21 protein-coding genes are annotated in these 24056 nt (G+C 38.5%); 18 read left to right on the forward strand and 3 right to left on the reverse strand.

Going from position 1 to position 24056, the window contains the following annotated elements:
* Positions 1 to 35: 35 nt before the first annotated feature.
* Positions 36 to 2297, reverse strand: a complete 2262-nt coding sequence (locus tag NMK93_RS01805; protein ID WP_254526548.1) for a GH92 family glycosyl hydrolase — start codon at positions 2295 to 2297, stop codon at positions 36 to 38.
* Between the two features lie 158 nt (positions 2298 to 2455).
* Here NMK93_RS01805 and NMK93_RS01810 point away from each other — a divergent pair, with 158 nt between their 5' ends.
* Entirely contained in the window at positions 2456 to 3490 is a 1035-nt protein-coding gene (locus tag NMK93_RS01810) for a LacI family DNA-binding transcriptional regulator (RefSeq protein WP_185211319.1), read from the forward strand.
* On the opposite strand, the gene NMK93_RS01815 is transcribed toward NMK93_RS01810, so the two are convergent.
* Positions 3450 to 3914: a methionine-R-sulfoxide reductase gene (locus NMK93_RS01815; RefSeq protein ID WP_185211318.1), complete on the reverse strand. Its 465-nt coding sequence runs from the start codon at positions 3912 to 3914 to the stop codon at positions 3450 to 3452. The genes NMK93_RS01810 and NMK93_RS01815 overlap by 41 nt on opposite strands.
* A gap of 241 nt (positions 3915 to 4155) precedes the next feature.
* Here NMK93_RS01815 and NMK93_RS01820 point away from each other — a divergent pair, with 241 nt between their 5' ends.
* The 16 genes from NMK93_RS01820 to NMK93_RS01895 all read left to right on the forward strand — a co-directional run bounded on the left by NMK93_RS01820 (position 4156) and on the right by NMK93_RS01895 (position 21258).
* Positions 4156 to 5442 (forward strand): cytochrome c3 family protein, encoded by a 1287-nt coding sequence (locus NMK93_RS01820; RefSeq protein WP_254526547.1) that lies wholly within the window; start codon positions 4156 to 4158, stop codon positions 5440 to 5442.
* Between the two features lie 40 nt (positions 5443 to 5482).
* Positions 5483 to 8494: a TAT-variant-translocated molybdopterin oxidoreductase gene (locus NMK93_RS01825; RefSeq protein ID WP_254526546.1), complete on the forward strand. Its 3012-nt coding sequence runs from the start codon at positions 5483 to 5485 to the stop codon at positions 8492 to 8494.
* A gap of 27 nt (positions 8495 to 8521) precedes the next feature.
* Entirely contained in the window at positions 8522 to 10003 is a 1482-nt protein-coding gene (gene nrfD, locus NMK93_RS01830) for an NrfD/PsrC family molybdoenzyme membrane anchor subunit (RefSeq protein WP_254526545.1), read from the forward strand.
* Positions 10004 to 10008: 5 nt separating this feature from the next.
* Positions 10009 to 10545 carry a DUF3341 domain-containing protein gene (locus NMK93_RS01835; RefSeq protein WP_185215891.1) on the forward strand — a complete coding sequence of 179 codons (537 nt, stop codon included), beginning with the start codon at positions 10009 to 10011 and terminating at the stop codon, positions 10543 to 10545.
* The gene (locus NMK93_RS01840) at positions 10538 to 11167 is read left to right on the forward strand and encodes a cytochrome c (protein WP_308214522.1); all 630 of its coding nucleotides are present in this window, start codon (positions 10538 to 10540) and stop codon (positions 11165 to 11167) included. The genes NMK93_RS01835 and NMK93_RS01840 overlap by 8 nt, the downstream gene beginning before the upstream one ends.
* 20 nt (positions 11168 to 11187) lie before the next feature.
* Entirely contained in the window at positions 11188 to 12423 is a 1236-nt protein-coding gene (locus tag NMK93_RS01845; RefSeq protein WP_185211312.1) for a quinol:cytochrome C oxidoreductase, read from the forward strand.
* 41 nt (positions 12424 to 12464) lie between these two features.
* Positions 12465 to 13814 carry a cytochrome c oxidase subunit II gene (locus NMK93_RS01850; RefSeq protein ID WP_254526543.1) on the forward strand — a complete coding sequence of 450 codons (1350 nt, stop codon included), beginning with the start codon at positions 12465 to 12467 and terminating at the stop codon, positions 13812 to 13814.
* A gap of 127 nt (positions 13815 to 13941) precedes the next feature.
* The gene (locus NMK93_RS01855; protein WP_185211460.1) at positions 13942 to 15714 is read left to right on the forward strand and encodes a cbb3-type cytochrome c oxidase subunit I; all 1773 of its coding nucleotides are present in this window, start codon (positions 13942 to 13944) and stop codon (positions 15712 to 15714) included.
* Between the two features lie 48 nt (positions 15715 to 15762).
* Positions 15763 to 16821, forward strand: coding sequence for a heme A synthase (locus tag NMK93_RS01860; RefSeq protein ID WP_185211311.1), 1059 nt, complete (start codon positions 15763 to 15765; stop codon positions 16819 to 16821).
* Positions 16822 to 16836: 15 nt separating this feature from the next.
* On the forward strand, positions 16837 to 17745 hold the full coding sequence (cyoE, locus tag NMK93_RS01865) for a heme o synthase (RefSeq protein ID WP_185211310.1): 909 nt from the start codon (positions 16837 to 16839) through the stop codon (positions 17743 to 17745).
* Positions 17746 to 17748: 3 nt separating this feature from the next.
* Positions 17749 to 18351: a cytochrome c oxidase subunit 3 gene (locus NMK93_RS01870; protein ID WP_254526542.1), complete on the forward strand. Its 603-nt coding sequence runs from the start codon at positions 17749 to 17751 to the stop codon at positions 18349 to 18351.
* A gap of 9 nt (positions 18352 to 18360) precedes the next feature.
* A complete protein-coding gene (locus tag NMK93_RS01875; protein WP_093100577.1) occupies positions 18361 to 19098 on the forward strand; it encodes a cytochrome c oxidase subunit 3 in 738 nt (245 codons plus the stop codon).
* A 33-nt stretch (positions 19099 to 19131) separates the two neighbouring features.
* A complete protein-coding gene (locus NMK93_RS01880; RefSeq protein WP_185211309.1) occupies positions 19132 to 19509 on the forward strand; it encodes a cytochrome C oxidase subunit IV family protein in 378 nt (125 codons plus the stop codon).
* 107 nt (positions 19510 to 19616) lie between these two features.
* Positions 19617 to 20243 carry an SCO family protein gene (locus NMK93_RS01885; protein WP_254526541.1) on the forward strand — a complete coding sequence of 209 codons (627 nt, stop codon included), beginning with the start codon at positions 19617 to 19619 and terminating at the stop codon, positions 20241 to 20243.
* Between the two features lie 8 nt (positions 20244 to 20251).
* A complete protein-coding gene (locus NMK93_RS01890) occupies positions 20252 to 20788 on the forward strand; it encodes a DUF420 domain-containing protein (protein WP_236736556.1) in 537 nt (178 codons plus the stop codon).
* 11 nt (positions 20789 to 20799) lie between these two features.
* Positions 20800 to 21258, forward strand: coding sequence for an ABC transporter ATPase (locus tag NMK93_RS01895; RefSeq protein ID WP_254526540.1), 459 nt, complete (start codon positions 20800 to 20802; stop codon positions 21256 to 21258).
* Positions 21259 to 21331: 73 nt separating this feature from the next.
* Here the strand turns inward: NMK93_RS01895 and NMK93_RS01900 are convergent, their stop codons facing one another.
* Entirely contained in the window at positions 21332 to 21727 is a 396-nt protein-coding gene (locus NMK93_RS01900; RefSeq protein WP_185211305.1) for a DoxX family protein, read from the reverse strand.
* A gap of 216 nt (positions 21728 to 21943) precedes the next feature.
* On the opposite strand from NMK93_RS01900, the gene metG reads away from it, so the two are divergent.
* Positions 21944 to 24010: a methionine--tRNA ligase gene (gene metG, locus NMK93_RS01905; RefSeq protein WP_254526539.1), complete on the forward strand. Its 2067-nt coding sequence runs from the start codon at positions 21944 to 21946 to the stop codon at positions 24008 to 24010.
* Positions 24011 to 24056: the final 46 nt, after the last annotated feature.

Here is a 24056-nt window from a genome sequence, read left to right on the forward strand (position 1 = left end):
CAATATATGACAAAACGTAATATTTTTGGTTTTGTTTAATTTTCCATTGAAGTAGGTAAAGATTTCTTTTTTGTTCCAAATTTTTGATTCGGGACATCGCTCATCTGGAATTCCAAAGTTCCGCCCTTTAACATGTCCTTATGGGTGATATAGGTCTTTTTGTATGGTTTTCCATTCAGAGTAATGGATTTGATATAAATATTCTTTTTAGAGTTGTTTTTGGCAATAATGCTGAATGTTTTGCCATTTGGCATTGTAATATCAGATTTGTCAAGGGCTGGACTTCCGAATACATATTCTCCATTTACAGGAGAAGCAGGGTATAAGCCCATCATCGACCAAACTGCCCAAGCGCTCATTTGACCTGCATCTTCATTTCCTGCATATCCATCTGGCCTTTCATGGTACATGGAATCTATAATGGCTCTAACTTTTTCCTGTGTTTTCCATGGTTTCCCTAGGTAGGAATGCATGTAGGCAATATGATGGCTCGGTTCGTTTCCATGAGCGTATTGACCGATAAAGCCACTTGCATCAGGTGATTGGTTTTCTCCAGTCATATAGGATGGGGCAGTGAATAAGGTGTCCAACATCTTGTCTAGACCATCCTTTTTAGGAAACAATTTAGCTAACCCCCTAACGTCATGAGGGACAAAGAAGGAGTGTTGCCAAGCATTTCCTTCGATATATTGGCTTTTTGAGAATTCATGTTCTGAATAGAACGGATCAAAGGGTTCAACGAATTTTCCGTTTTTCAATTTTGCCCGCATAAAACCAGAGTTAGGATCGAAAAGGTGGATGTAATTCTTAGCGCGTTTAGTGTATTCTTCAAACTCCTTTTTCTTTCCTAGTTTTTTGGCAACCAAGGAAATGCAATAATCATCAAATGCGTATTCCAGCGTTGATGTCACTGATCCGCCGTTTACATCTTGCGGAACATATCCATATTCAATATAATCAGGGACTTCCCTAATTTTTTGATTAGCACTTGCTAGCATTGCCTTAAACGCTTTTTCCTGATCGATTCCTGGGATATCTTTTAATACAGCATCTGCAAGTACAGGGACAGCATGATAGCCAGTCATTGTATTGGTTTCAAATGTGCTAAGGTCCCAAACCGGGAGCAATCCATTTTCATCATAGAAAGCTAACATGCTGTTCATCATATCTGTATAGCGTTCAGATTGCGTGATAGTTAGTAAGGGTTTTAATGCACGGAAGGTGTCCCAAAGTGAAAATAATGTGTAACGTTGGCCGGCATTATTCATTTTATGAAATTCCCCTTTGTAGTTCTTGTATTCACCATCCTGATCTGAATAAAGGGTTGGGGAAACAGCAGTATGGTATAATGCGGAATAAAAGATTTTTTTCAAAGTTTCATCGGTAGATTCTACCTTGATTTTTCCTAATTCTTTTTCCCATTGGTTTTCGGCATTCGATTTCACCTGGTTAAAATCCCAATTCGGTATTTCATTTAGAGCATCCACTGCTTTTTCTGCTGATGAGGTTGAAAGAGCAACCTTGAGATCCACTTGATCTATCTTTTGGAAAATAAATTGTGCATTTACTGCATTAACCGGGCCTTGTCTTGAATTGTTGAGTTGAGAAATCTGTTTTTCATTGGTTTTGTTTCCATTCAATAAATAAGAGTTAAATGGTTTATTGAAGCGGATTGCAAAATAAATATGCTGTTGATTCGCCCAGCCATAAGAATACCTTTTACCAATTGCCGTACTGTCATTTAAGATCTTGATTTCGGTATCCATTGGTCTATCCCAGTTATAGGCATGACCCAGGTCTAATCTGATGGTTGGTTCGGTGTTTTTTGGGAAAGTGTAGTTGTGTAGTCCTACGCGTTCAGTAGATGTTAGTCTAGCTTGTATCCCGTTGTCTAATCTCACTTCGTAATATCCCGGGCTAGCTTTTTCATTATTGTGCGAGAATTTTATTCGGGTATCGAAGTCTTTTTTGTTGACAGGTTGATTTAAGGGCATGATGGCAATATCCAGCCAATCGCCGATACCCGTTCCGCTGAGGTGCATATGGCTGAATCCAGCGATGGAATCTGCACTGAAATGGTAGCCACTCACCCAGTCCCAACCATTCTTTCCATTATCAGGAGATAGCTGCACTAAAGAAAAGGGGACAGTAGCACCTGGGAAAGTGTGACCATGACCACCCGTTCCGATAAAAGGGTCAACATATTTTGTATATTGCTGAGCGGCGACTTTGGTTACAGGAAGAGACAGTAATCCTGTTGCAAAAATAATTGCAAATGATTTATAATGTAATTTCATAAATGTCGTTATAAATAGTGTACAATAACAAATGTACGTTTTTAAACCTAATAAACCCTTTTAGCCAAATTTTTAGCAAAATCTTTAGCATAAATTTGCTAAAATTTAGCCGAGTTTATATATTTGATAGATTTTGAATTGCATTTTATTAACCTAACATGAGAAAACGAATTTTAATTAGTGACATTGCAAAGAACCTTGGGGTATCCGTAACGACTGTATCATTTATATTAAATGGTAAGGCTAAGGAAAAAAGGATCAGTGAGGGTTTGACAAAGCGGGTTTTGGACTATGTGAAAAAAGTGGGGTATAAGCCCAACCAATTAGCCCAGAGTTTGAGGACTGGTCAATCCAAGATTTTAGGTTTGATCGTTGAAGACATTTCCAATCCCTTCTTTTCCAATGTCGCCAAGTATATAGAAAGGATTGCCTATGACAATGGTTATCATATTATTTATTGTAGTATGGATAATGATGAGACCAAAGCGAGGGAATTAATCCAATTATTTTATGATAGACAAGTTGATGGGTATATCATTACACCTCCAGAAGGATTGGATGATACGCTTTCCAATTTAATCAAGAACAATGTGCCATTGGTACTTTTTGACCGCTATATCCCTCAATTAGAGACCCATTATGTGGTATTGGACAATTTTAATGGAGCATTTGACGCAACTAGGCACTTATTGGAAAACCAGAATAATAAACGAGTTGGCTTTGTTTCATTGTATTCTAATCAAACCCAGATGCGAGACCGTCTAGATGGCTATATGAAAGCAATTGACGAGTTCCAACAACAAGCGTTCATTAAAAAAGTGAAGATAGATGAAAACGAAGATTCTTCAATAGATCAAATCCATGAATTTATCAGTGCCAATAATTTAGATGCTGTTTTATTTGCAACTAACTATCTGGCCATTGATGGTCTAAAAGCAGTGAAAAAGTATAGTATGAAGTTGCCAAATATGGTGGCGTTCGATGACCACACTCTGTTTAAGCTGTATGAGCCAGGCATCAGCGTGGTAACTCAGGATACATCTGCCATAGCAAATGAACTAATCCATACCCTATTAAATGAGATTAAGGGGAAAAACAAAGAATTACAGAAAATTGTAATCCCTAGTGAGCTATTGGTTCGAGGTTCCTCGGTTATTTCTGAGGAGACGCTGGAACAAACTTCATTGAAATAGAATTGACACAGTGCCTAGTGTTTTTGGAGGTGAATCCTTCGCCTTCAAAAACATGGCCCAAGTGGGCACCACAGGCAGCACAAAGGATCTCGGTCCTTCTACCATCCGCATCAGTTTCTCTTTTTACAGCACCTGGAATTTCATCATCAAAACTTGGCCATCCACAATGGGATTCAAATTTATCTTCCGAATGGTATAATGGAGCATCACATCGTTTACAAACATAAGTTCCCTTTTCTTTGTTATTCAGAAGTTGACCAGTAAATGGCCTTTCTGTTCCTTTATTGAGGATTACATATTGTTCTTCGGGAGTTAATTCGTTGTATTTTTTGTTTTGATCCATAGTTTTAGCAGTATTGTTTGATTGCGAATGAGCACAACCAGATAAAACAATTAAAATTAATATGCAATATATTGCTTTCATAAGGAAGCTAATTTACTAAAAAAAGATTATTGAAATATCAATTGAATGTTAATTTGTAATGATATAGAGCTATATAAAGAGCTCTATTTAGAATGAATATAAATTGATAAATTACGTCATCAAATTGTCAGGGATTGCTTAATAAGTTATACTTTTGTGCATTGTTTTGTACGGTATTGTGTACATGTACTGAAGAGTCAACAATTAATTATTACACATAAAATAGTATAAAGTGCTAAATATGAGAAATATCTCATCCGTTTTGGGAAGACTTGCGAAGTCAATATCAATCAGTTTGGTATTGTTATTTGCCGTTACTACTACCACGCAGGCGCAGGATGCTGCGAATGGTGCAGCGCTATTCAAGTCGAATGCGTGTAATTCATGTCACGCTGTAGGTAAGAAATTGACCGGTCCAGATTTGGCTGGCTTGTCAGAGCGTCGAGAAGAAGGATGGATTGTGAAATGGATCCATAACCCGCAAGGGATGATTGATTCAGGCGATCCACAAGCTGTTGAATTGAAGTCTCAGTTTGCTACAACAATGGCTCCTTATGCTAACCTTTCTGAAGGTGATATTAAGGATATCATTGCGTACCTGCAAGCAGAAGAGGTGAAGTTAGCTGAGAAAAAGGCTGCTGGTCCTGCTGCTGGAGGTGCTGGTGCTGCAAGTTCAGATGCGAACAATTTGATGATTATCGGATTGGTTGCTTTGTTTGTGGTTGCTGTGGCAGTGATCTTTGCATTGAACAGGGTAACAAAAACTTTAGAACGTGTTATTGCTAACAACCAAGCGTCAATTGCTGAGGCTCAGGCGAAAAGTGAAGAGGAAGGCGAAAGCAGTTCTGTAAAATTTGCTAAGGCATTTTTAAAGAACAAGAAGTTGGTATTCTTCGTTGTACTGATGGTCGTTGGTTTATTGGGTGTAGCAGGTTGGAAAACCATGTGGAATGTTGGTGTTCACCAAGGTTACAAACCGGTGCAGCCAATTAAATTCTCTCACCAAATCCACGCTGGTGTTAATCAGATTGAGTGTCAGTATTGTCACGGTGGAGCATTTAAATCGAAAAACGCTTCGATTCCATCAGCAAACGTATGTATGAACTGTCACAATACAGTAACAGGTTCAGATCATTACGATGGTAACATTTCTCCAGAGATTGCGAAATTATACCGTGCAGTAGATTGGGATCCAGAAGCTAGAACATATGGTACAAACACAAGACCTATCGAATGGGTTAGAATCCACAACTTGCCGGACTTTGCATATTTCAACCACTCACAACACGTTGTAGTTGCAGGAGTTGAATGTCAAACATGTCACGGTCCTATCCAAGATATGGAAGAAGTTTACCAATATTCACCACTTACCATGAAATGGTGTATTGACTGTCACAAAGAAACTTCTGTGAACACAGACAATGCGTACTATGATCAATTGATCGAGGCTCATGATAAGTTGAAAAAAGGTGAGAAGATGACAGCAGCTATGATCGGTGGATTAGAGTGTGGAAAGTGTCATTATTAATAAATTAATTTAGAATAACGGAATCTTATATATAGCTTAAATGGAAAGCAATAAAAAATATTGGAAAGGTTTAGAGGAATTGAATCAAACTCCTGCTTTTGTTGAAGGAAGCAAGAGTGAGTTTGCTGAGCCTATTCCCGTAGAAGATGTGTTAAATGAAGCTGGTTTAAGTACCAAGACACCTCGTCGTGACTTTTTGAAAGCTTTAGGTTTTGGTTTAGGAGCTGTGACATTGGCAGCGTGTAACCGTACGCCAATTCACAAGGCAGTACCTTATATAATCAAACCTGAAGAAGTAACTCCAGGTGTACCAAACTTCTACGCTTCTTCCTTCAATGGTCAGAGTGTAATCGTTAGGACAAGAGAAGGAAGACCAATTTCATTGGAAGCAAATCCAAATGCAGTTGGTTTAAATCAAGGTACAGACGCTTCAACATCTGCATCTGTTCTTGACTTGTACGATATGTCCAAATTACAGAACCCTCAAATTGGAGGTAAAGATGTAGATTGGGCAAAATTGGACCAAGCGGTAGTTGATGCATTGAATAAAGCACAAGCAGCAGGAAAACAGATTACAATTGTTTCAAACACAATCAATAGTCCTTCTTCATTGGCTGCTATCGCAGCATTTGCAGCAAAATATCCTGCAACGCAGCATGTTCAAGTTGATGCAGTTTCTTACAGCGGTATCATTGAAGCCAATAGAGCTTCATTTGGTAAAGCAGTTGTTCCTTCGTATCACTTTGATAAAGCACAAGTTGTTGTTTCAGTAGCAGCTGACTTTTTAGGAACTTGGGTAGCTGGAGAAGAGCATACACAAGATTATATTAAAAACCGTGACTATAAATCGTTGAAAGGCGGAAAGATGTCACGTCATATTCAATTTGAATCAGGTTTATCAATGACTGGTTCGAATGCAGACGTTCGTATTGCAATCAAACCTTCAGAAGAAGGAGCAGTATTAATTAGCTTGTACAATGCCATTACTGGACAATCAGTAGCTGGTGGTACAAACAATGCAAAAGCAAAAACAGCAATCGCTCTTGCCGCTAAGGAATTGGTGAATTCAAAAGGATCATCAGTAGTTGTAGCAGGTTCGAATGACACCAATGTTCAAGCTTTAGCAAACGCAATCAATACAGCCTTAGGGGCTTATGGTTCAATCATTGACCTAGATAATTTCTCTAAACAACATCAAGGATCAGATTCAGCATTCCAAACTTTCTTAACAGCTGCTAAAGCTGGGCAAGTAGGTGTAGCTATTTTCTGGAATTCAAACCCAGTTTATGACTACTATAAGGCTGATGATGTAAAAGCAGCAATTTCTAAAATCGGTTATACAGTATCTTTAGGTGATCGTGCTGATGAAACTTCATCAGAATTGAAAGCTATTGCTACAAATAATACATTCTTGGAATCTTGGGGTGATGCTTCTGCAAAAGAGGGATTATTTACCATTGTTCAACCAACCATCAATCCAGTATTTAACACACGTCAAGCTGAACAAAGTTTGATCAACTGGGCAGGTGTCAACAAACCTATCCATGATTTCGTTAAGGAAAATTGGGAGACCAATATCTTAGCAGGAACCGGAAAAGTTTGGAAAGATGTACTTCAACAAGGATTTATTTATAAAGGTTCAAACACAGGTTCATCTTATTCAGCTAACGTAGATGTCAATGCAATTGCTGCTGCAATTACTAATGACGCTAAGCGTGTTGCTGGAGGGGTTGAATTAAAGATTTATGAATCTCCAAATATTAGAGACGGACGTTGGGCTAACAATGCTTACTTACAAGAATTGCCAGATCCAGTTTCTAAAGTAACTTGGGATAACTTTGCAGCTATTAACCCGGCAGATGCTGAGGAATTAGGTGTTAAAGAGACCGGAAAAGTTACTGTTGAAGCAAATGGCTATAAAGTAGACCTTCCAGTGTTGTTACAACCAGGCCAAGCAAGAGGCACAGTTTCAGTTGCAATTGGTTATGGTCGTACTAAAGTTGGTAAGGCAGGAAATAATGTAGGTGTAAATGCTTATCCGTTTGCAAGTTTAGTAAATGGAACCATTCAATTCGCTGCAAAAGCTTCGATTTCCAAAGCGTCTGGAATCTATGAATTGGCTCAAACACAAACGCACCACACCATTGAGGGGCGTAACATTATCCGTGAGACTACGTTTGCTAATTACTTAAAAGATCCTAATTCTGAGTCTGGTCGTTTCTCTGATACGCACCAAACATATGATCTATGGAATAAATTTGAACAACCTGGTCACCGTTGGGTGATGGCAATCGATTTGAATGCTTGTACCGGTTGTGGATCTTGTATTGTTGCATGTAACGTTGAGAACAACGTTCCGGTTGTAGGTCGTGACGAGGTTCGCCGTCGTCGTGAAATGCACTGGTTGCGTATCGACCGTTACTATACCTTGAATACAGGAGAGGGCAAATTAACAAAAGAGAAAGAAATTGCTAAGGCAGCTGGTTATGACTACGAAGATGTATCGGTAGTTTACCAACCGATGTTGTGTCAACACTGTGAGCACGCTCCATGTGAGACCGTATGTCCAGTGTTAGCAACCGTTCACTCTTCAGAAGGTCTTAACCACATGGCTTATAACCGTTGTTTCGGAACACGTTACTGTGCGAACAACTGTCCATATAAAGTACGTCGTTTCAACTGGTTTAACTACTGGAATGATTCTCGTTTTGACAACTACTTGAACAACGAGTTTACACAATTAGTATTGAATCCAGATGTAACCACACGTTCTCGCGGGGTTATGGAGAAATGTTCAATGTGTATCCAACGTATCCAAGCAGGTAAGTTGCAGGCTAAAGTGGAGAACCGTAAAGTGAAAGACGGAGATATCAAAATGGCTTGTCAAGCGGCATGTTCGGCAAATGCAATCATCTTTGGTGATGCAAACGATCCGGAGTCAGAGGTTTCAAAAGCATTACGTAACGAACGTGTTTATTATGTGCTTGAAGAAATCAACGTACAACCAAATATTGGTTATATGACGAAGGTAAGAAACACATTTGAAGCATAATTTATTCTAGACTGAAATAAAATAACTATGTCATCGCATAACGAATCAATATTAAGAGAACCATTAATCACCGGCAAGGATATCACCTATGCAAAGATTACAGATGATATCTTACTTCCGGTTGAAAATAAACCAAACAAAGCGTGGTGGATCGGTTTTACCGTAGCTGCCTTAGGCGCAATGTTATGGGTTGTAAGTGTTGGATACACGTTCTGGACGGGTATCGGCGCTTGGGGATTAAACAAAACAGTAGGTTGGGCATGGGATATTACCGACTTCGTATGGTGGGTAGGTATTGGTCACGCCGGTACCTTGATCTCCGCTGTATTATTAATATTCCGTCAGAACTGGCGTAACTCCATTAACAGATCGGCTGAGGCGATGACAATCTTTGCCGTAATCTGTGCTGCTACTTATGTTGTAGCTCACATGGGTCGTCCTTGGTTGGCTTACTGGATTTTCCCATTACCAAATCAATTTGGATCCCTATGGGTTAACTTTAACTCCCCATTGGTATGGGACGCATTTGCGATCTCTACCTATTTCACTGTATCATTAGTATTCTGGTACTGTGGTCTATTACCGGATATCGCATCGGTTCGTGACCGTGCTTCTGGTATTAAGAAAAGAGTTTATTCTATTTTATCATTTGGATGGAATGGATCGGTAAAAACTTGGCAACGTTTTGAAATTGTTTCCTTGATCTTAGCTGGTATTTCCACACCATTAGTACTTTCTGTACACACGATCGTATCCATGGACTTTGCTACATCGGTAATTCCTGGATGGCATACGACAATCTTCCCTCCATATTTCGTTGCAGGGGCGATTTTTTCAGGCTTCGCGATGGTACAGACCTTATTGTTGATCTTACGTAAAGTAATGAATTTTGAGGATTACATTACTATGTTCCATATTGAAGCCATGAACAAGATTATCATGACTACAGGTTCAATCGTAGGTATCGCCTATTTAACTGAGTTATTCATTGCATGGTACTCAGGTTCTGAATACGAGATGTATGCATTTGCTAACCGTATTGCTGGACCGTACGCTTGGGCTTACTGGGCGATGATGACATGTAACGTAATTTCTCCACAGTTATTCTGGTTCAAGAAAATTCGTACAAGTATTCCTATCTCCTGGATTTTGTCTATCGTTGTGAACATCGGTATGTGGTTTGAGCGTTTCGTAATTATCGTAACATCATTACACCGTGACTACTTACCATCATCATGGGCAATGTTCTACCCAACTTGGGTGGACGTAGGTATCTTTGTTGGATCTATCGGGTTGTTCTTTACTTTATTCTTATTATTCCTTCGTTTCTTACCAGGTATTGCAATTGCAGAGGTTAAGTTGTTGTTGAAAAGCTCAAGCTTACAGCATAAAACTAAACTTGTACAAGAAGGTGCATTCCCTGAGGAACAAGTTGAATACTTCAGAGATTCATTGGATAAATACGATACAGTTACAGAAACAGACATTAAGGCATTACATCAAAAATAATAGCAATGAGCAATACAAAATATATACTAGGTAGTTTTGCTGATCCTGATGAAATGATGCATGGGATTGACAAGTTGCAAGCAAACAATATTAGCATTTACGACTGTTTTACTCCGATGCCAATCCACGGGATTGAGGCGAAGTTGGGGGTAAGGCCTTCAAGATTACCCATTGCAGCATTTATTTTCGGTGCATTGGGAACAGTTTTAGGATTTAGTCTTTTGTTTTACACAATGTCCTATGACTGGCCGATGAATATTGGTGGTAAACCATCGATGCCATTGCCAAACTTTGTTCCAGTAACATTTGAGGTGACAATTTTATTATGTGCCTTGGGTATGGTTGCAACATTCTTTTTCCGTAACCATTTATTTCCAGGCCGTGCACCACGTGTGATGGACTTGAGAGCTACGGATGATCGTTTTATTATTGCAGTAGATGCAAATGAAAATACTGACCATGCGTTGATCGATGGCTTATTGAAAGAAGCAGGAGCAGTAGAAGTTAAGTACAATGAAAGAAAATATGTTAGTTATGAATAAAAGGAATTTTCTTGGAACTGTATGTGTTGCTGTCGCTTTAGCAGCAGTTGTTTCTTCATGCGGAGATGGCACCACTCGCAGTGCAGGATGGGAATTCTCACGTAATATGTATGATCCAATTGCTTTTAATCCGGATCAGCCAAATAAGAATTTTAAGAATAATAGTACAGCTCAAACTCCACCTCAAGGGTCTAATCCTATCGGATTTGATCGTTTTGACTATGGAAACTCTGTTGAAGAATATGAGCGTGCGGGATTGGAATTAAAGAACCCTTTAGTTGTCAATCCAGCTCACTTAAAAGAAGGAGAGGCTTTATACTTGACGTACTGTGCAGTTTGTCATGGTAAAGATGGAGCAGGTGATGGTGCTATTACAAAAGATAGAGAAGTTGAGGATTCTAGAGGTAAAAGAGCTCTAGAGAATTTCCCTCCTCCGCCATCATACCATAAATCAGCTGGAACTCCATCTTCAAGAGGAGGTCAAATGTCTGAATTGACAGATGGAAAGATTTACCATACAATTACTTATGGATATAATGCGATGGGTTCACACGCTTCGCAACTATCGCCAGAAGAGCGTTGGAAAGTGGTAATGTATGTTCACGAATTGCAAAAAAAATAATTTAACATCGAATATTATAAATGGGAACTCACAATCATCATCACGATTATAATTTCAGCGAGCAATTTAAATTCGCAGGTATCGCAAAGGTCCTGAGTTTAGTTGCAATCGTTGTAGGGATAGCCGCAATTGCAATTGGCTTACTATCAAGTGACCATATAATGGTTGAGCGTACATATGCCAATTTATTATTGATGGGATATTATTTTACTTGTGTTTGTGCAGCAGGAGCTTTTTTCGTTGCCTTACAATTAGTAACTCAATCAGCATGGTCTGCAGGTTTAATCCGTATTCCTCAGGCAATGGCTAGTATCCTTCCAATTGCTTCCGTGATTCTATTAATCATCGTAGCGTTAGGATTGAATACACATAATTTATACCACCACTGGCATGCAGATGGATTAACTGATCCAAACAGCCCTAACTATGACAGTTTAGTTGCTGGAAAATCTGCTTTCTTAAATGTACCAGGATTCTTGATCCGTCAGATTATTTTTATGGGTAGTTATAGCATTTTTGCCTTTATCCTTGCAAAATTATCTTACAACGAGGATTTAGCAGGAGGCTTAAATTCATATAAAAAGAGCTTTAAATTATCCGCAATATTCTTGGTAATCTTCGGATTTACTACTCCAATCTGGTCATTTGATACCATTATGTCTTTAGAGGCACACTGGTTCTCTACCATGTTCGGTTGGTACAACTTTGCAGCTATGTGGGTTAGCGGATTAGCTGCTATTACAGTTATCTTAATCTTGGTTAAGAAAGCTGGTTATATGAACTGGGTAAATGAAAACCACTTACATGACTTAGGTAAATTAATGTTTGGTTTCTCGATTTTCTGGACTTATGTATGGTTTGCTCAATTTATGTTGATCTACTATTCAAACATTCCAGAAGAAACTGTTTATTTCTATAAACGTTGGGAACCAGAATACAAGCCATGGTTTTGGATAAATATTGTTATTAACTTTGTGGCTCCATTATTACTATTGGTAGACCGTGACGCAAAACGTAAGCAAAACATGATGTTGTTTGTATCTATCGTATTGTTGTTAGGTCACTGGTTAGACTACTATATCATGGTAATGCCTGGTACAGTTGATGCACACCGTGGTTTTGGTTTCATTGAAATCGGTACTGCAATAGGATTTGTTGGAATCTTTACTTTCTTAGTTCTTTCGAAATTGAGCAAACATGCTTTGGTACCGAAGAACCACCCATTCTTGGATGAAAGTTTACACCACCAAATTTAATAGAGATTAAGTTGAAATAACGTTCAAACGTGTTATAAGAGATGAAGTTTAAATTACATAACAGATTTAAGTCCTTATTTGGAGGCTTATTAGCTATTAACCTATTGTTTGCTGCTCCTGCAATGGCTACCATTCAGGAACAAGCAGCTGATACAGCGAAGGTTGAGCAAGCGGCAACACCTGCAGTAACTGCAGATTCGGCTGCTGCACCAGCTGATAGTGCTGCTGCGGCGCCTGCTGCAACAGATTCAGCTAGCGTTTCAGCATCTAGTACTTCAAGCAGCACAGTAACTCCGGCTGCTTCAACAACCAAAGAAGAGAAGAAAATTGATCCTCAGGTTTACAAAAACTTGACTTACTATATTTTACTTTTCTTGGTTTTATGTACTGTGGTTGCAGTTATCGGAAAGGTACAGTCGATCTACGTATTGACTAAGAAAGTAAATGGAAAATACAATCCTTTGGCAAATAATACACTACAAGCAGTTTTATTATTTGTTTTCTTGGTTGGATTTTTAGGATTTGTGTATTACGGATATGCAGTTTGGGGAAGTTGGTCATGGAGACCTGCGGCGACCGAGCATGGTAAGGATATCGATAGAATGTTTATCATCACTACAGTTATCATTACTATCGTATTAGTATTGGTTCATATTTTATTATTGACCTTTACTTTTATCTACAGGATGCGCGCAAAACGCAAAGCATATTTCTATCCACATAACGATGCTATTGAAAGATTATGGACAATTGTTCCAGCGGTAGTACTAACTATCTTGGTATTGTTCGGTTTCTTTACTTGGAGATCAATCACCAATATTCCGGAAGATCTAAAAAAATCAGCTTTACAGATTGAAGTTTTAGGTGAGCAGTTCATGTGGACAGTTCGTTATCCAGGAGCGGATGGTGAATTTGGAAAACGTAATTATAAATTGACTACTCCATTGAACTCTTATGGTATAGACTATAATGATAAAACAGCTTGGGATGATGTTAAAGGGGATGAAATTGTAATTCCGGTTAACAAACCAGTTCGTTTCCACATTATGTCAAAAGATATTATTCACTCTTTTTATATTCCTGATTTCCGTGTTCAAATCAACGCAGTACCAGGAATGACCAACTACTTCCAGTTTACACCAACCATCACTACTGATGAGATGCGTGATAAGATGAATGATCCACAATACAACTTCGTAATGTTATGTGCGAAGATCTGTGGTGAATCTCACTACAACATGCAAAAGAATGTAAGAGTGGTTACCGAAGCTGAGTACAAGGAGTGGTTAAGCAAACAAGCTAAATTCTTCACAGAAGACCTTCAAAAAGAGTTTGCTCAAACAGAAGGAAACACTGAGAAGAATGACCGTATCGCGGCTTCAATAAATTAAATATAACAGAGAATTTAAATAGAATATGTCAACTACAGTTATATCGCACGACGCAGCTCATCACGGATCACATGATCACCATCATGAGACCTTTTTGACGAAGTATATCTTCAGTCAAGATCATAAGATGATTGCTAAGCAGTTCTTGATCACTGGTATCATAATGGCGGTTTTCGCTATGATCCTGTCGATTTTATTCCGTATTCAATTAGCATGGCCTGATCATGAGTTTCCAATTCTTGAGGTTTTCTTGGGAAAATGGGCTGAAGGTGGTCGAATTAGACCGGACTTCTTCCTGTCCTTGGTAACTATTCACGGTACCATGATGGTATTCTTTGTATTAACAGCAGGTCTATCAGGTACGTTCAGTAACTTATTAATCCCTTATCAATTGGGAGCTAGAGATATGGCTTCACCATTGATGAACATGTTATCATACTGGTTTTTCTTTACCGCTTGTGTGATCATGGTTGCTTCTTTCTTCATTGAAAGTGGTCCTGCATCTGCTGGATGGACAATTTATCCTCCACTTTCTGCAGTTCCAAAAGCTATCGCAGGTTCTGGATTAGGTATGACCCTATGGTTAATTTCCATGGCTTTATTTATTGCATCACAGGTATTAGGAGGTGTTAACTATATCTCTACAGTATTGAACATGCGTACTAAAGGAATGGAATTATGGAAAATGCCTCTTACTATTTGGGCATTCTTCTTAACAGCTATCGTTGGTTTGTTATCTTTCCCAGTTTTAGTTTCTGCAGTAGTATTATTATTCTTTGACCGTTCAGTAGGTACATCCTTCTATTTATCAGATTTAGTGGTTCAAGGTACTATCCTTCCTAACGAAGGTGGATCTCCAATTTTGTTCCAACACTTATTCTGGTTCTTAGGACACCCTGAGGTATATATCGTAGTAATGCCTGCATTAGGTTTAACTTCTGAGGTAATTTCTACAAACTCTCGTAAACCAATCTTTGGTTACCATGCGATGGTTTATTCCCTAGTTGGTATTACAGTTTTATCTTTCATCGTTTGGGGTCACCACATGTTCGTAACAGGTATGAGTCCATTCTTGGGAGGTGTATTTATGATTACCACCTTGATCATTGCTGTTCCTTCAGCCGTTAAGGCCTTTAACTATATTGCAACTCTATGGAGAGGTAACATCCGTTTCACTCCTGCGATGATGTTTGCAATCGGTATGGTTTCTTTCTTCGTATCTGGAGGTTTAACAGGTTTGTACCTAGGTAACGCAGCATTAGACATCAACTTACATGATACTTATTTCGTAGTAGCTCACTTCCACTTGGTAATGGGTTCAGCATCTATCTTCGGTATGTTGTCAGGAGTTTACCATTGGTATCCTAAGATGTTCGGACGTATGATGGACGAGCGTTTGGGTTACTTCCACTTCTGGTTGACATTCATTGGTGCTTACTTGGTATTCTTCCCAATGCACTTTATGGGTATTGATGGGGTTCCTCGTCGTTACTATGCTTTCACTGAGTTTCCATTTATGGAAAAATGGGTATCAGTTAACTTGTTGATTACTTGGGCAGCTATCGTTTCAGCTGTTGGACAAGTTGCTTTCTTGTGGAACTTCTTCGGATCCATCTGGTGTGGAAAACGTGCTCCGCAAAACCCTTGGGATGCAAATACATTGGAGTGGACTACTCCAGTAGAACATATTCACGGAAACTGGCCAGGAGAAATCCCTACAGTATACCGTTGGCCTTATGATTACAGTAAACCTGGACATGATGCAGATTTCATTCCTCAAAGCACTCCACTTTCACAAACAATGAGCTCAAACTTATTGCATGACTGGGAAGGAAATGAAGAAGGTATTGAAGCTCAAAAGGTTTACAATCGTGAGCATAACAGAGAAGAAGAAGGGTAGGTTCATACCTACCTCTCTTTATACTTTTTAATGTAAAAGGAGAGATCTATGTATCCAGCAGCTGAAAAGCGTTTTATACGGATAAATAAGATCACGATTATCGTTCTTTTCTTAGTAATAACAGCAGGAGGAGTCGTTCGGAGTACAGGTTCAGGAATGGGTTGCCCGGATTGGCCAAAATGTTTTAACAGGATTATCCCTCCAACAGATGCTTCTCAATTACCTGAAGGTTTCGAGCAGCATTATGTAGAAGGTCGCATCAAGAAGAATGAACGCTTTGCCAAAATGATCGAAGCGTTTGGATATTCGCACTTAGCAGATCAAATTCGTCACGATGAAACAATCCATGAGCATGAAGAATTCAATGCTGTAAAAACTTGGACTGAATATATAAATCGTCTGACTGGAGTTTTAGCCGGTTTCAGTATGCTGTTTACAGCAATATATTCTTTTACTTATTGGAAAAAGAAAAAAGCCATAGTCATATGGAGCGTTCTTAATCTTATTGTCGTTGTTATACAAGCCTGGTTAGGGTCGATTGTTGTTTCAACAAATCTTACCCCTTGGGTCATTACCATTCACATGCTGTTGGCTTTGATAATTGTTTGTATTGCTATACAGACATATTATTGGGCGATTAAATTGCGAGACAACTCTTTCTTGAAGAATACCAATAAAGGGTTTACATGGATCACATTGATCTCATTGGCAATTTTAGTTATTCAAGTAGTATTTGGTACTGATGTTCGGGAGATAATCGACCATCTTAATCAACAAGGAGTACAACGTAGCGAATGGATTGATTCTATTGGGTTACCCTATGTAACGCATAGACTCTTAGCATATGTCACTTTAGCCTTGAGTGTATTTTTATATTTCAAGATAAGGTCTTCAGAATTGATCAATACGGTTCAATTCAAGTATGCGAAGATTTCATTGGTATTAGTTTGTATCCAAATGTTGTCAGGGATAATATTGGCTAGGTTTCATGTTCCCGCAGTGGCACAAACAGTGCATTTGGTAATTGCAAGTTTATTGGTTGGTTCACAATATTATTTATTGTTGATCCTTAACAAACCAGAGAAAGCATTATCAACAACGGTTTAGGGATTTATTTTGGTTATGAAGGAATTTATTTCAGATTTTAACAAACTTGTCAAGCTGAGGCTTACGCTAACAGTTGTGTTCTCTGCTTCCATTTCATTTTTGATTGGAGCAACACAGCAAGGTGATATCATCTGGTTTAATTGGGCGTTGTTGACTATTGGAGGATTTTTGGTAACAGGTGCTGCCAATGGATTTAACGAGATCATCGAAAGAGATCTTGATAAATTAATGAAGCGTACCGAAGATAGACCATTACCTGCAGGAAGGATGACCACAGGACAGGCTTTAATTTTAAGCGTGTTCATGGGAATAGCTGGGACTTTGATCTTGGTAGAATTGAATTTTATAGCAGGTTTACTATCTGTGTTTTCAATTTTCCTTTATGCCTTTGTCTATACACCATTAAAACAAAAATCACCAATAGCAGTGTGGGTAGGAGCGATTCCAGGAGCATTGCCACCACTAATTGGTTATTACGCTGCATTTGAATCTGCAGGATTCGGATTAGCATATGCCGAGGTAAGTGAGCAGGCAATCGTAATTACGCCATTGGTTTTGTTTACCATTCAGTTCTTCTGGCAGTTCCCACATTTCTGGGCAATTGCTTGGGTATCTGATGACGATTACAAAAGAGCAGGTTTCAGATTGCTACCTACGACGAGGAAGGATAAATTATCAGCATGGTTCATTTTTGTTTCATGTCTGCTAATGATTCCAATTGGTTTTCTTCCGATGTATTTTGGGATTGGCGGATGGGTATTTACCATTCTTTCCTTAATAGGAGGATTACTTTTCACCTGGTATGGTTATCAACATCTTCAAAAGATGGAGGTCAGTACAGCAAAAAAGATCATGTTTACTTCTTTTGCTTATTTGCCCTTAACTCAATTAGTGTTGTTGTTTGACTTTATACCTTTTAAATAAAAAATGGATTTACAATTATCGATGGATAAGCAAGAGTTGATGAATGAAGAACTACTAAAATCAAGAAAAGCAAAGAAATTTAATCTTTGGCTTGGAATGATCGGTATGTTCATGATGTTTGCTGCTTTGACAAGTGGATTTATAGTATATACTGCAAGTGGTGTAGATAAGGGGATCAAAACTATCTTACCATATGCGTTCATCTATAGTACCGCAGTAATTGTATTAAGTAGTGTTAGCATGTACCTTGCTTTCAAAGCAGTAAAAGCTAATCAAATATCAAAACAAAAGACCTACTTATTGATTACTATTGTATTAGGGGTAGTTTTCTTTTGGTTGCAAGTCGAAGCTTGGTCTGTATTGTTTCATAGAGGGATAACCTTTGTGAACTCTAATGCTTCGCAATCGTTCATATACGTATTTACAGGCTTACACTTAGCCCACATCATAGCCGGAATATTGGTGTTGGTTAGATGTTATATTGGAGCAATGCGCAAAATTGCTCTTGATAACAATATCTTCCGGATGGAACTTGCCTCTATATTTTGGCATTTTCTAGGTCTATTATGGATTTATATTTATGTTTTCTTACTTTTGAATCAATAACAGTAAACAATGAGTACAACAGTATCGCAATTGGATAAGGTAAAACAAGGACCTTGGAGCGGAGGTAAATCACCTTGGAACTTAGAGTATGGAAAGATCATGATGTGGTTTTTCCTAGTATCAGATGCATTTACATTCTCTGCATTCTTGATTTATTATGGTGCTCAAAAATTTGCGCAACCTAGCTGGATTGATGCGGATAAGGTATTCCAATCTATTCCAGGTATCGCAGATTCAGGTCAACCTTTGGTTTTCGTGGGTATCATGACTTTTATTTTGATCATGTCTTCCGTTACGATGGTACTTGCCGTAGAAGCAGGACATCGAAATTCAAAGCAAGAGGTTGTCAAATGGATGTTATGGACTATTTTAGGTGGTCTTATGTTCATAGGCTGTCAGGCTTTAGAGTGGAGCCACTTACATCACATGGGCTTCTGGTTCGGTCAAAATCCAGCAACTGGATTAACGGATGATAATGCCATTGTAAATGCTCTCCAACCTTATTTCACCAAGGACATTTCTTACACAGCTGCATTGCAGTTCTCTAATCTATTCTTTACCATTACAGGTTTTCACGGATTCCACGTATCAATCGGTATATTGTTGAACATTATTGTGTTGAGCATGACCTTAAACAATACGTTTGAAAGAAGAGGAACTTACCTAATGATTGAAAAAGTAGGTTTATACTGGCACTTTGTGGATTTAGTTTGGGTATTCGTATTTACCTTCTTCTACCTAGTATAATTTTTGTAAGAATTATTTTAAAATTCATTGAACATGACTAATCACGAAAATATATCAGAACACGATGCGCATGCGCATGGCGAAGGAATGGATAAAAAACGTATCTGGAGTGTATTCTTTGTTCTATTAGCTTTAACAGCATTAGAATTCTTAATCGCTTTAGGTTTTGTACACCACTGGGGAATCATACAAAAAGGAATGCTAGTGAATACAATCTATATTGTATTGACATTGGTAAAAGCCTATTATATCGTAGCATTCTTCATGCACTTGAAGTTCGAGAAATCTAGCTTTATCGTTACTTGTGCAGTAGTATTTTTCTTTATTATCTATTTCATTATTTTAATGTTGGTTGAAGGTGGTTATTTACACACTGTAATGACTCATCAACCTACTTTCCCACATCAATAAGCATATAAGTAATGAGTAAAAATACTCGTTCAAAAAATATATCAAAATTAATAATCCTGGCACTTGTTCTATTTGTGCCAGGTTTTTTATATATACTGGTTAATAAAATGGGCTCTAATGAGTACATTAAGCTGCCAGTTTTTGGAGAGAAAAAGCTTTCTGGTGAAATGCGACGTGTGATGGGAAGAGAAATCCCCGACACCATATTCCACCAATTAAGTCCGGTTGAGTTTATGAATTATGACAATAAACCGGTTAAATTCCTAGGTACTGACACAGCCGTTTCAGTAGTTCATTTATTCTATACCAGAGATCAAGGTCTTTCTAAGCAATTGGTTCATGATATGAGTACCATTGCAGCTAGATTCAAATCGAATCCGAAGGTGGAACTTTATTCTATATCAGTTGACCCGAATGATTCTTCAGCAGATTTGGAAAAGTTTATTGCGCCTTACAAGAAAGACAAAAATCCACATTGGTTTGTCGTGAACAAACCAAGTGTAGATATCTTTGAATTTGCAAGAACCGCGATGCTCATTGAAGCCATGCCGGTACCAGCGGATAGCACAAAATTTATTATCAGCAACCAATTTGTCTTGATAGATTCCGAGAAAAGGATCAGAGGTTTCTATGATATCAGTCTTCGGTCAGAATTGGATCGCCTAGAAGATGAGATCAAGGTACAGTTGGTTGAGGAGGTTAGAAATAATCCATTAAAAGTAGAGAGAAAGTAATTATGGGAATGACTGAAGAAGAAAAGAAATATAAAGGCATAATCTGGACCCTGTCTGTAATTATTCCTTTAGCGGTTGCTGCCTTATTTGGCATAAACCTACAAAAGATGGGCTATGATGTGGAACCCCTTAGTTTTCTGCCTCCGATTTATGCTACCATCAATGGATTGACAGCAGTATGTTTGGTAATCGCAGTTGCAGCTATCAAAAGAGGAAATGTCAAGATGCACGAAAACTTGATTAAGTTGTGCATGGTTTTCTCTTCCTTGTTTCTGCTGATGTATGTAGCTTATCATATGACTTCCACTTCAACAAGTTATGGTGGAGAAGGAGCAATTAAATATGTGTATTTTTTCATTCTTGTGACACATATCATTTTATCGATCGTCATTATCCCATTCGTATTATTTACTTTTGTTAGAGGGATTGCTGGTGCCTATGAGCGTCATAAGAAGCTAGCACGCATCACTTATCCTATGTGGCTTTATGTTGCAGTTACAGGAGTAATTGTGTATCTCATGATTTCTCCGTATTACACGCATTAATAGATTGAGATATGAAGAAAGTTTGGATTTATCAGGCAGATCGATTTTTCACACAACCCGAGCATGAGATCGCTCAAGCAAAATTAGATTCCTTTATCAGAGAATGGACTGCGCATGGTAGTCAGTTAGCGGGCAAGGCAGAAATTATCAATAACCTTTTTATTATATTAACTGTTGACGAAGAGATCGCTCAGGTCACTGGATGTTCTATTGATAAGTCAGTAAGGATCCTAAAGGAGCTGGAGGTAGAATTGAACATTGGTCTATTCAACAGAACCTTGATCAGTTACCGAGATAGTGAAAACAATATACAATTGGTTTCAAGGGATGTTTTTGAAGCGCTGTGCAAAGAAGGTGAAGTAAATGCTGAAACCATTGTCTTCAACAATTTAGTGCAAACAGAAGAAGAATTAAAGAGCAATTGGCAGGTCCCGATGAAAAACAGTTGGCATGCCACTGTATTTAAATAGAAATTCGAATTAAGAAAACCAGAAGGGCTTTGCAATTTGCAAAGCCCTTCTGGTTTTATAACTGTTATTTCGATTACTTTTTGTCGATGCTAAGTTTTCCAGGACCCATAATGGCGAATGCGATATAGACGATCATAAATTCAATCGCGTGTGATGCTCCAGACAAACCATCACCTTTGGCAAGATGGTTCAATGTAGCCACCAACATGGTCAAGGCCAAAATAATGGCCGCTGGTCTTGTCCACAAACCTAATATTAACAACAGAGATCCCAGGGACTCTGCTAATCCTGCGGTAAATCCAAAAATAGTAGGCATAAAGTCAATTCCTAAGTTTCCCATTGATTTACCAATTGCAGTCCATTTTTCTGGACCACCCATTAACTTCTGTAGGCCGTGAAAGGCAATCATGGTCAATCCGAATCCTATGCGAATTATTAATAGACCTAAATCTGTTCTTGAATTTTTCATATTGAATAATAAGTGTCTGTAACTGAAGCGAAGATACATATTTTCAGAAATAGCCTCCATTATCATAGATCAAGAAGGTAAACTTTTTAAATAATGAAATTATTTTTTTGTATTCTTCATGAAAATCACCCTAGAAATAGCAGAATACTCCAATTTGCCTTATCTTTGTTCTCTGAGCTGAAAATGGCTCGATATTAATCATTAATTGCAATCAAATTGGATATATTCAGTAAACAACGTTATACCATTACATCTGCATTGCCGTATGCCAATGGTCCACTTCACATAGGCCACCTTGCTGGGGCTTATATTCCAGGAGATATTTTCGTGCGATTCTTAAGATTAAACAACAAAGACGTTGTTTATGTTTGTGGATCTGATGAGCATGGCGCTGCAATCACGATTAAAGCCAAGAAGGAGGGCGTAACTCCTCAAGAAATCATCGATAAATACAACCAACAGATTAAAGAGAGTTTTGAACAGTTTGGTATTTCTTTCAATATCTATCACCGTACTTCTGAGCCTATTCACCATCAATTGTCCCAAGAATTCTTCTTGAACCTTTACGAAAAAGGAGAGTTTATCGAACGATATTCAGAACAATATTATGATGAAGAATACCATCAGTTTTTAGCAGACCGTTATATCGTAGGAACTTGCCCACACTGTGGAAATGAAGGTGCCTATGGTGACCAATGCGAAAAATGTGGGACGTCACTTAACCCGACAGATCTGATCAACCCTAAATCAACCCTAAGTGGTAAAGCTCCGGTTCTAAAGGAAACAAAACATTGGTATTTGCCATTGGATAAATATCAACCTTGGTTAGAGAAATGGTTGATCGAAGGCAAGAAAAATGAATTAAAATCAAATGTATTCGGACAATGCCAATCTTGGTTGAAATCCGGATTGCAACCGCGTTCTATGACCCGCGACTTGGATTGGGGGGTAGATGTTCCTCTTGATGAAGCTGAAGGAAAGAAATTATATGTTTGGTTGGATGCACCAATCGGATATATCTCTGCGACCAAGCAATGGGCTATCGATGAAGGAAAGGATTGGGAGAAATATTGGAAACAACAATCCAACCCTGAGGACAATTCAACATTGATCCATTTCATTGGAAAAGATAATATTGTTTTCCACTGTATCATTTTCCCAGCAATCTTACATGCTCATGGCGAGTATATCCTCCCTGAGAATGTTCCTGCCAATGAATTCTTGAACCTAGAAGGTGACAAACTTTCCACATCAAGAAACCATGCCGTATGGTTGCATGAATACTTAGAGGAATTCCCAGGTAAACAAGATGAATTGAGATACATGCTGACCTCTATCCTTCCTGAAACCTCAGATTCTGAATTTACTTGGAAAGACTTCCAGGCACGTGTAAACAATGAGTTGGTGGCCATCTATGGTAACTTCGTTAACCGTGTGATGGTACTTTCCCATAAATATTTTGAAGGAAAGGTACTATTGGGTTCTCCATTGACTGAATCTGATCAAGCGGTCTTAAAGGAACTTGCTACCTATCCAGGATTAATCAAGCAGTCGCTATCCCAATACAGATTCCGTGAGGCCCTTGCGCAATTTATGAGCGCAGCTCGCTTAGGAAATAAATATTTGGCTGATGAAGAACCTTGGAAAGTAATAAAACAAGACGAAGAACGTGTTAAAACCGTATTATTCGTAGCAAGTCAAATTGTTGCAAACCTTGCATTATTAGGCCAGCCTTTCTTGCCTTTCACCTCTACGAAAGTCTTTGAAATGCTAAACTTGGCCGCTCAGAATTGGGATGAAGCTGGAAAATCTGATCTATTGGAATCCGGTCATCAATTAGGAGAAACCCAATTGTTGTTTGATAAGATTACTGATGAACAAGTAGAGTTTCAATTGAATAAATTGGCCAATGCCAAAGCAAGCAATGCTTTAGCAGCACCTAAAGCGGAACAAAAACCGAATATCAACTTCGATGAATTCATGAAAATGGATATCCGTGTTGGTCGAATCCTGACTGCAGAGAAAGTCGCTAAAACTAAAAAGTTATTGAAACTGACCATCGATACAGGCATTGATAAGCGTACAGTCGTTTCTGGTATTGCGGAATACTTTACGCCTGAAGAAATCGTAGGTAAGCAAGTGTCCATCTTAGTCAATCTTGAACCAAGAGAAATTAAGGGCATCCAATCTCAGGGTATGATCTTAATGGCTGAAGATGCAGATGGCCGTCTAGACTTTGTTAGACCAAATACAGATATTTCCGCTGGAAGTATTGTAAGATAGTCAATAGCATTATTGATAAATGAAAAGGCTGGTCACATCGACCAGC

The organism is Sphingobacterium sp. LZ7M1 (assembly GCF_024296865.1).
GTDB lineage: Bacteria > Bacteroidota > Bacteroidia > Sphingobacteriales > Sphingobacteriaceae > Sphingobacterium.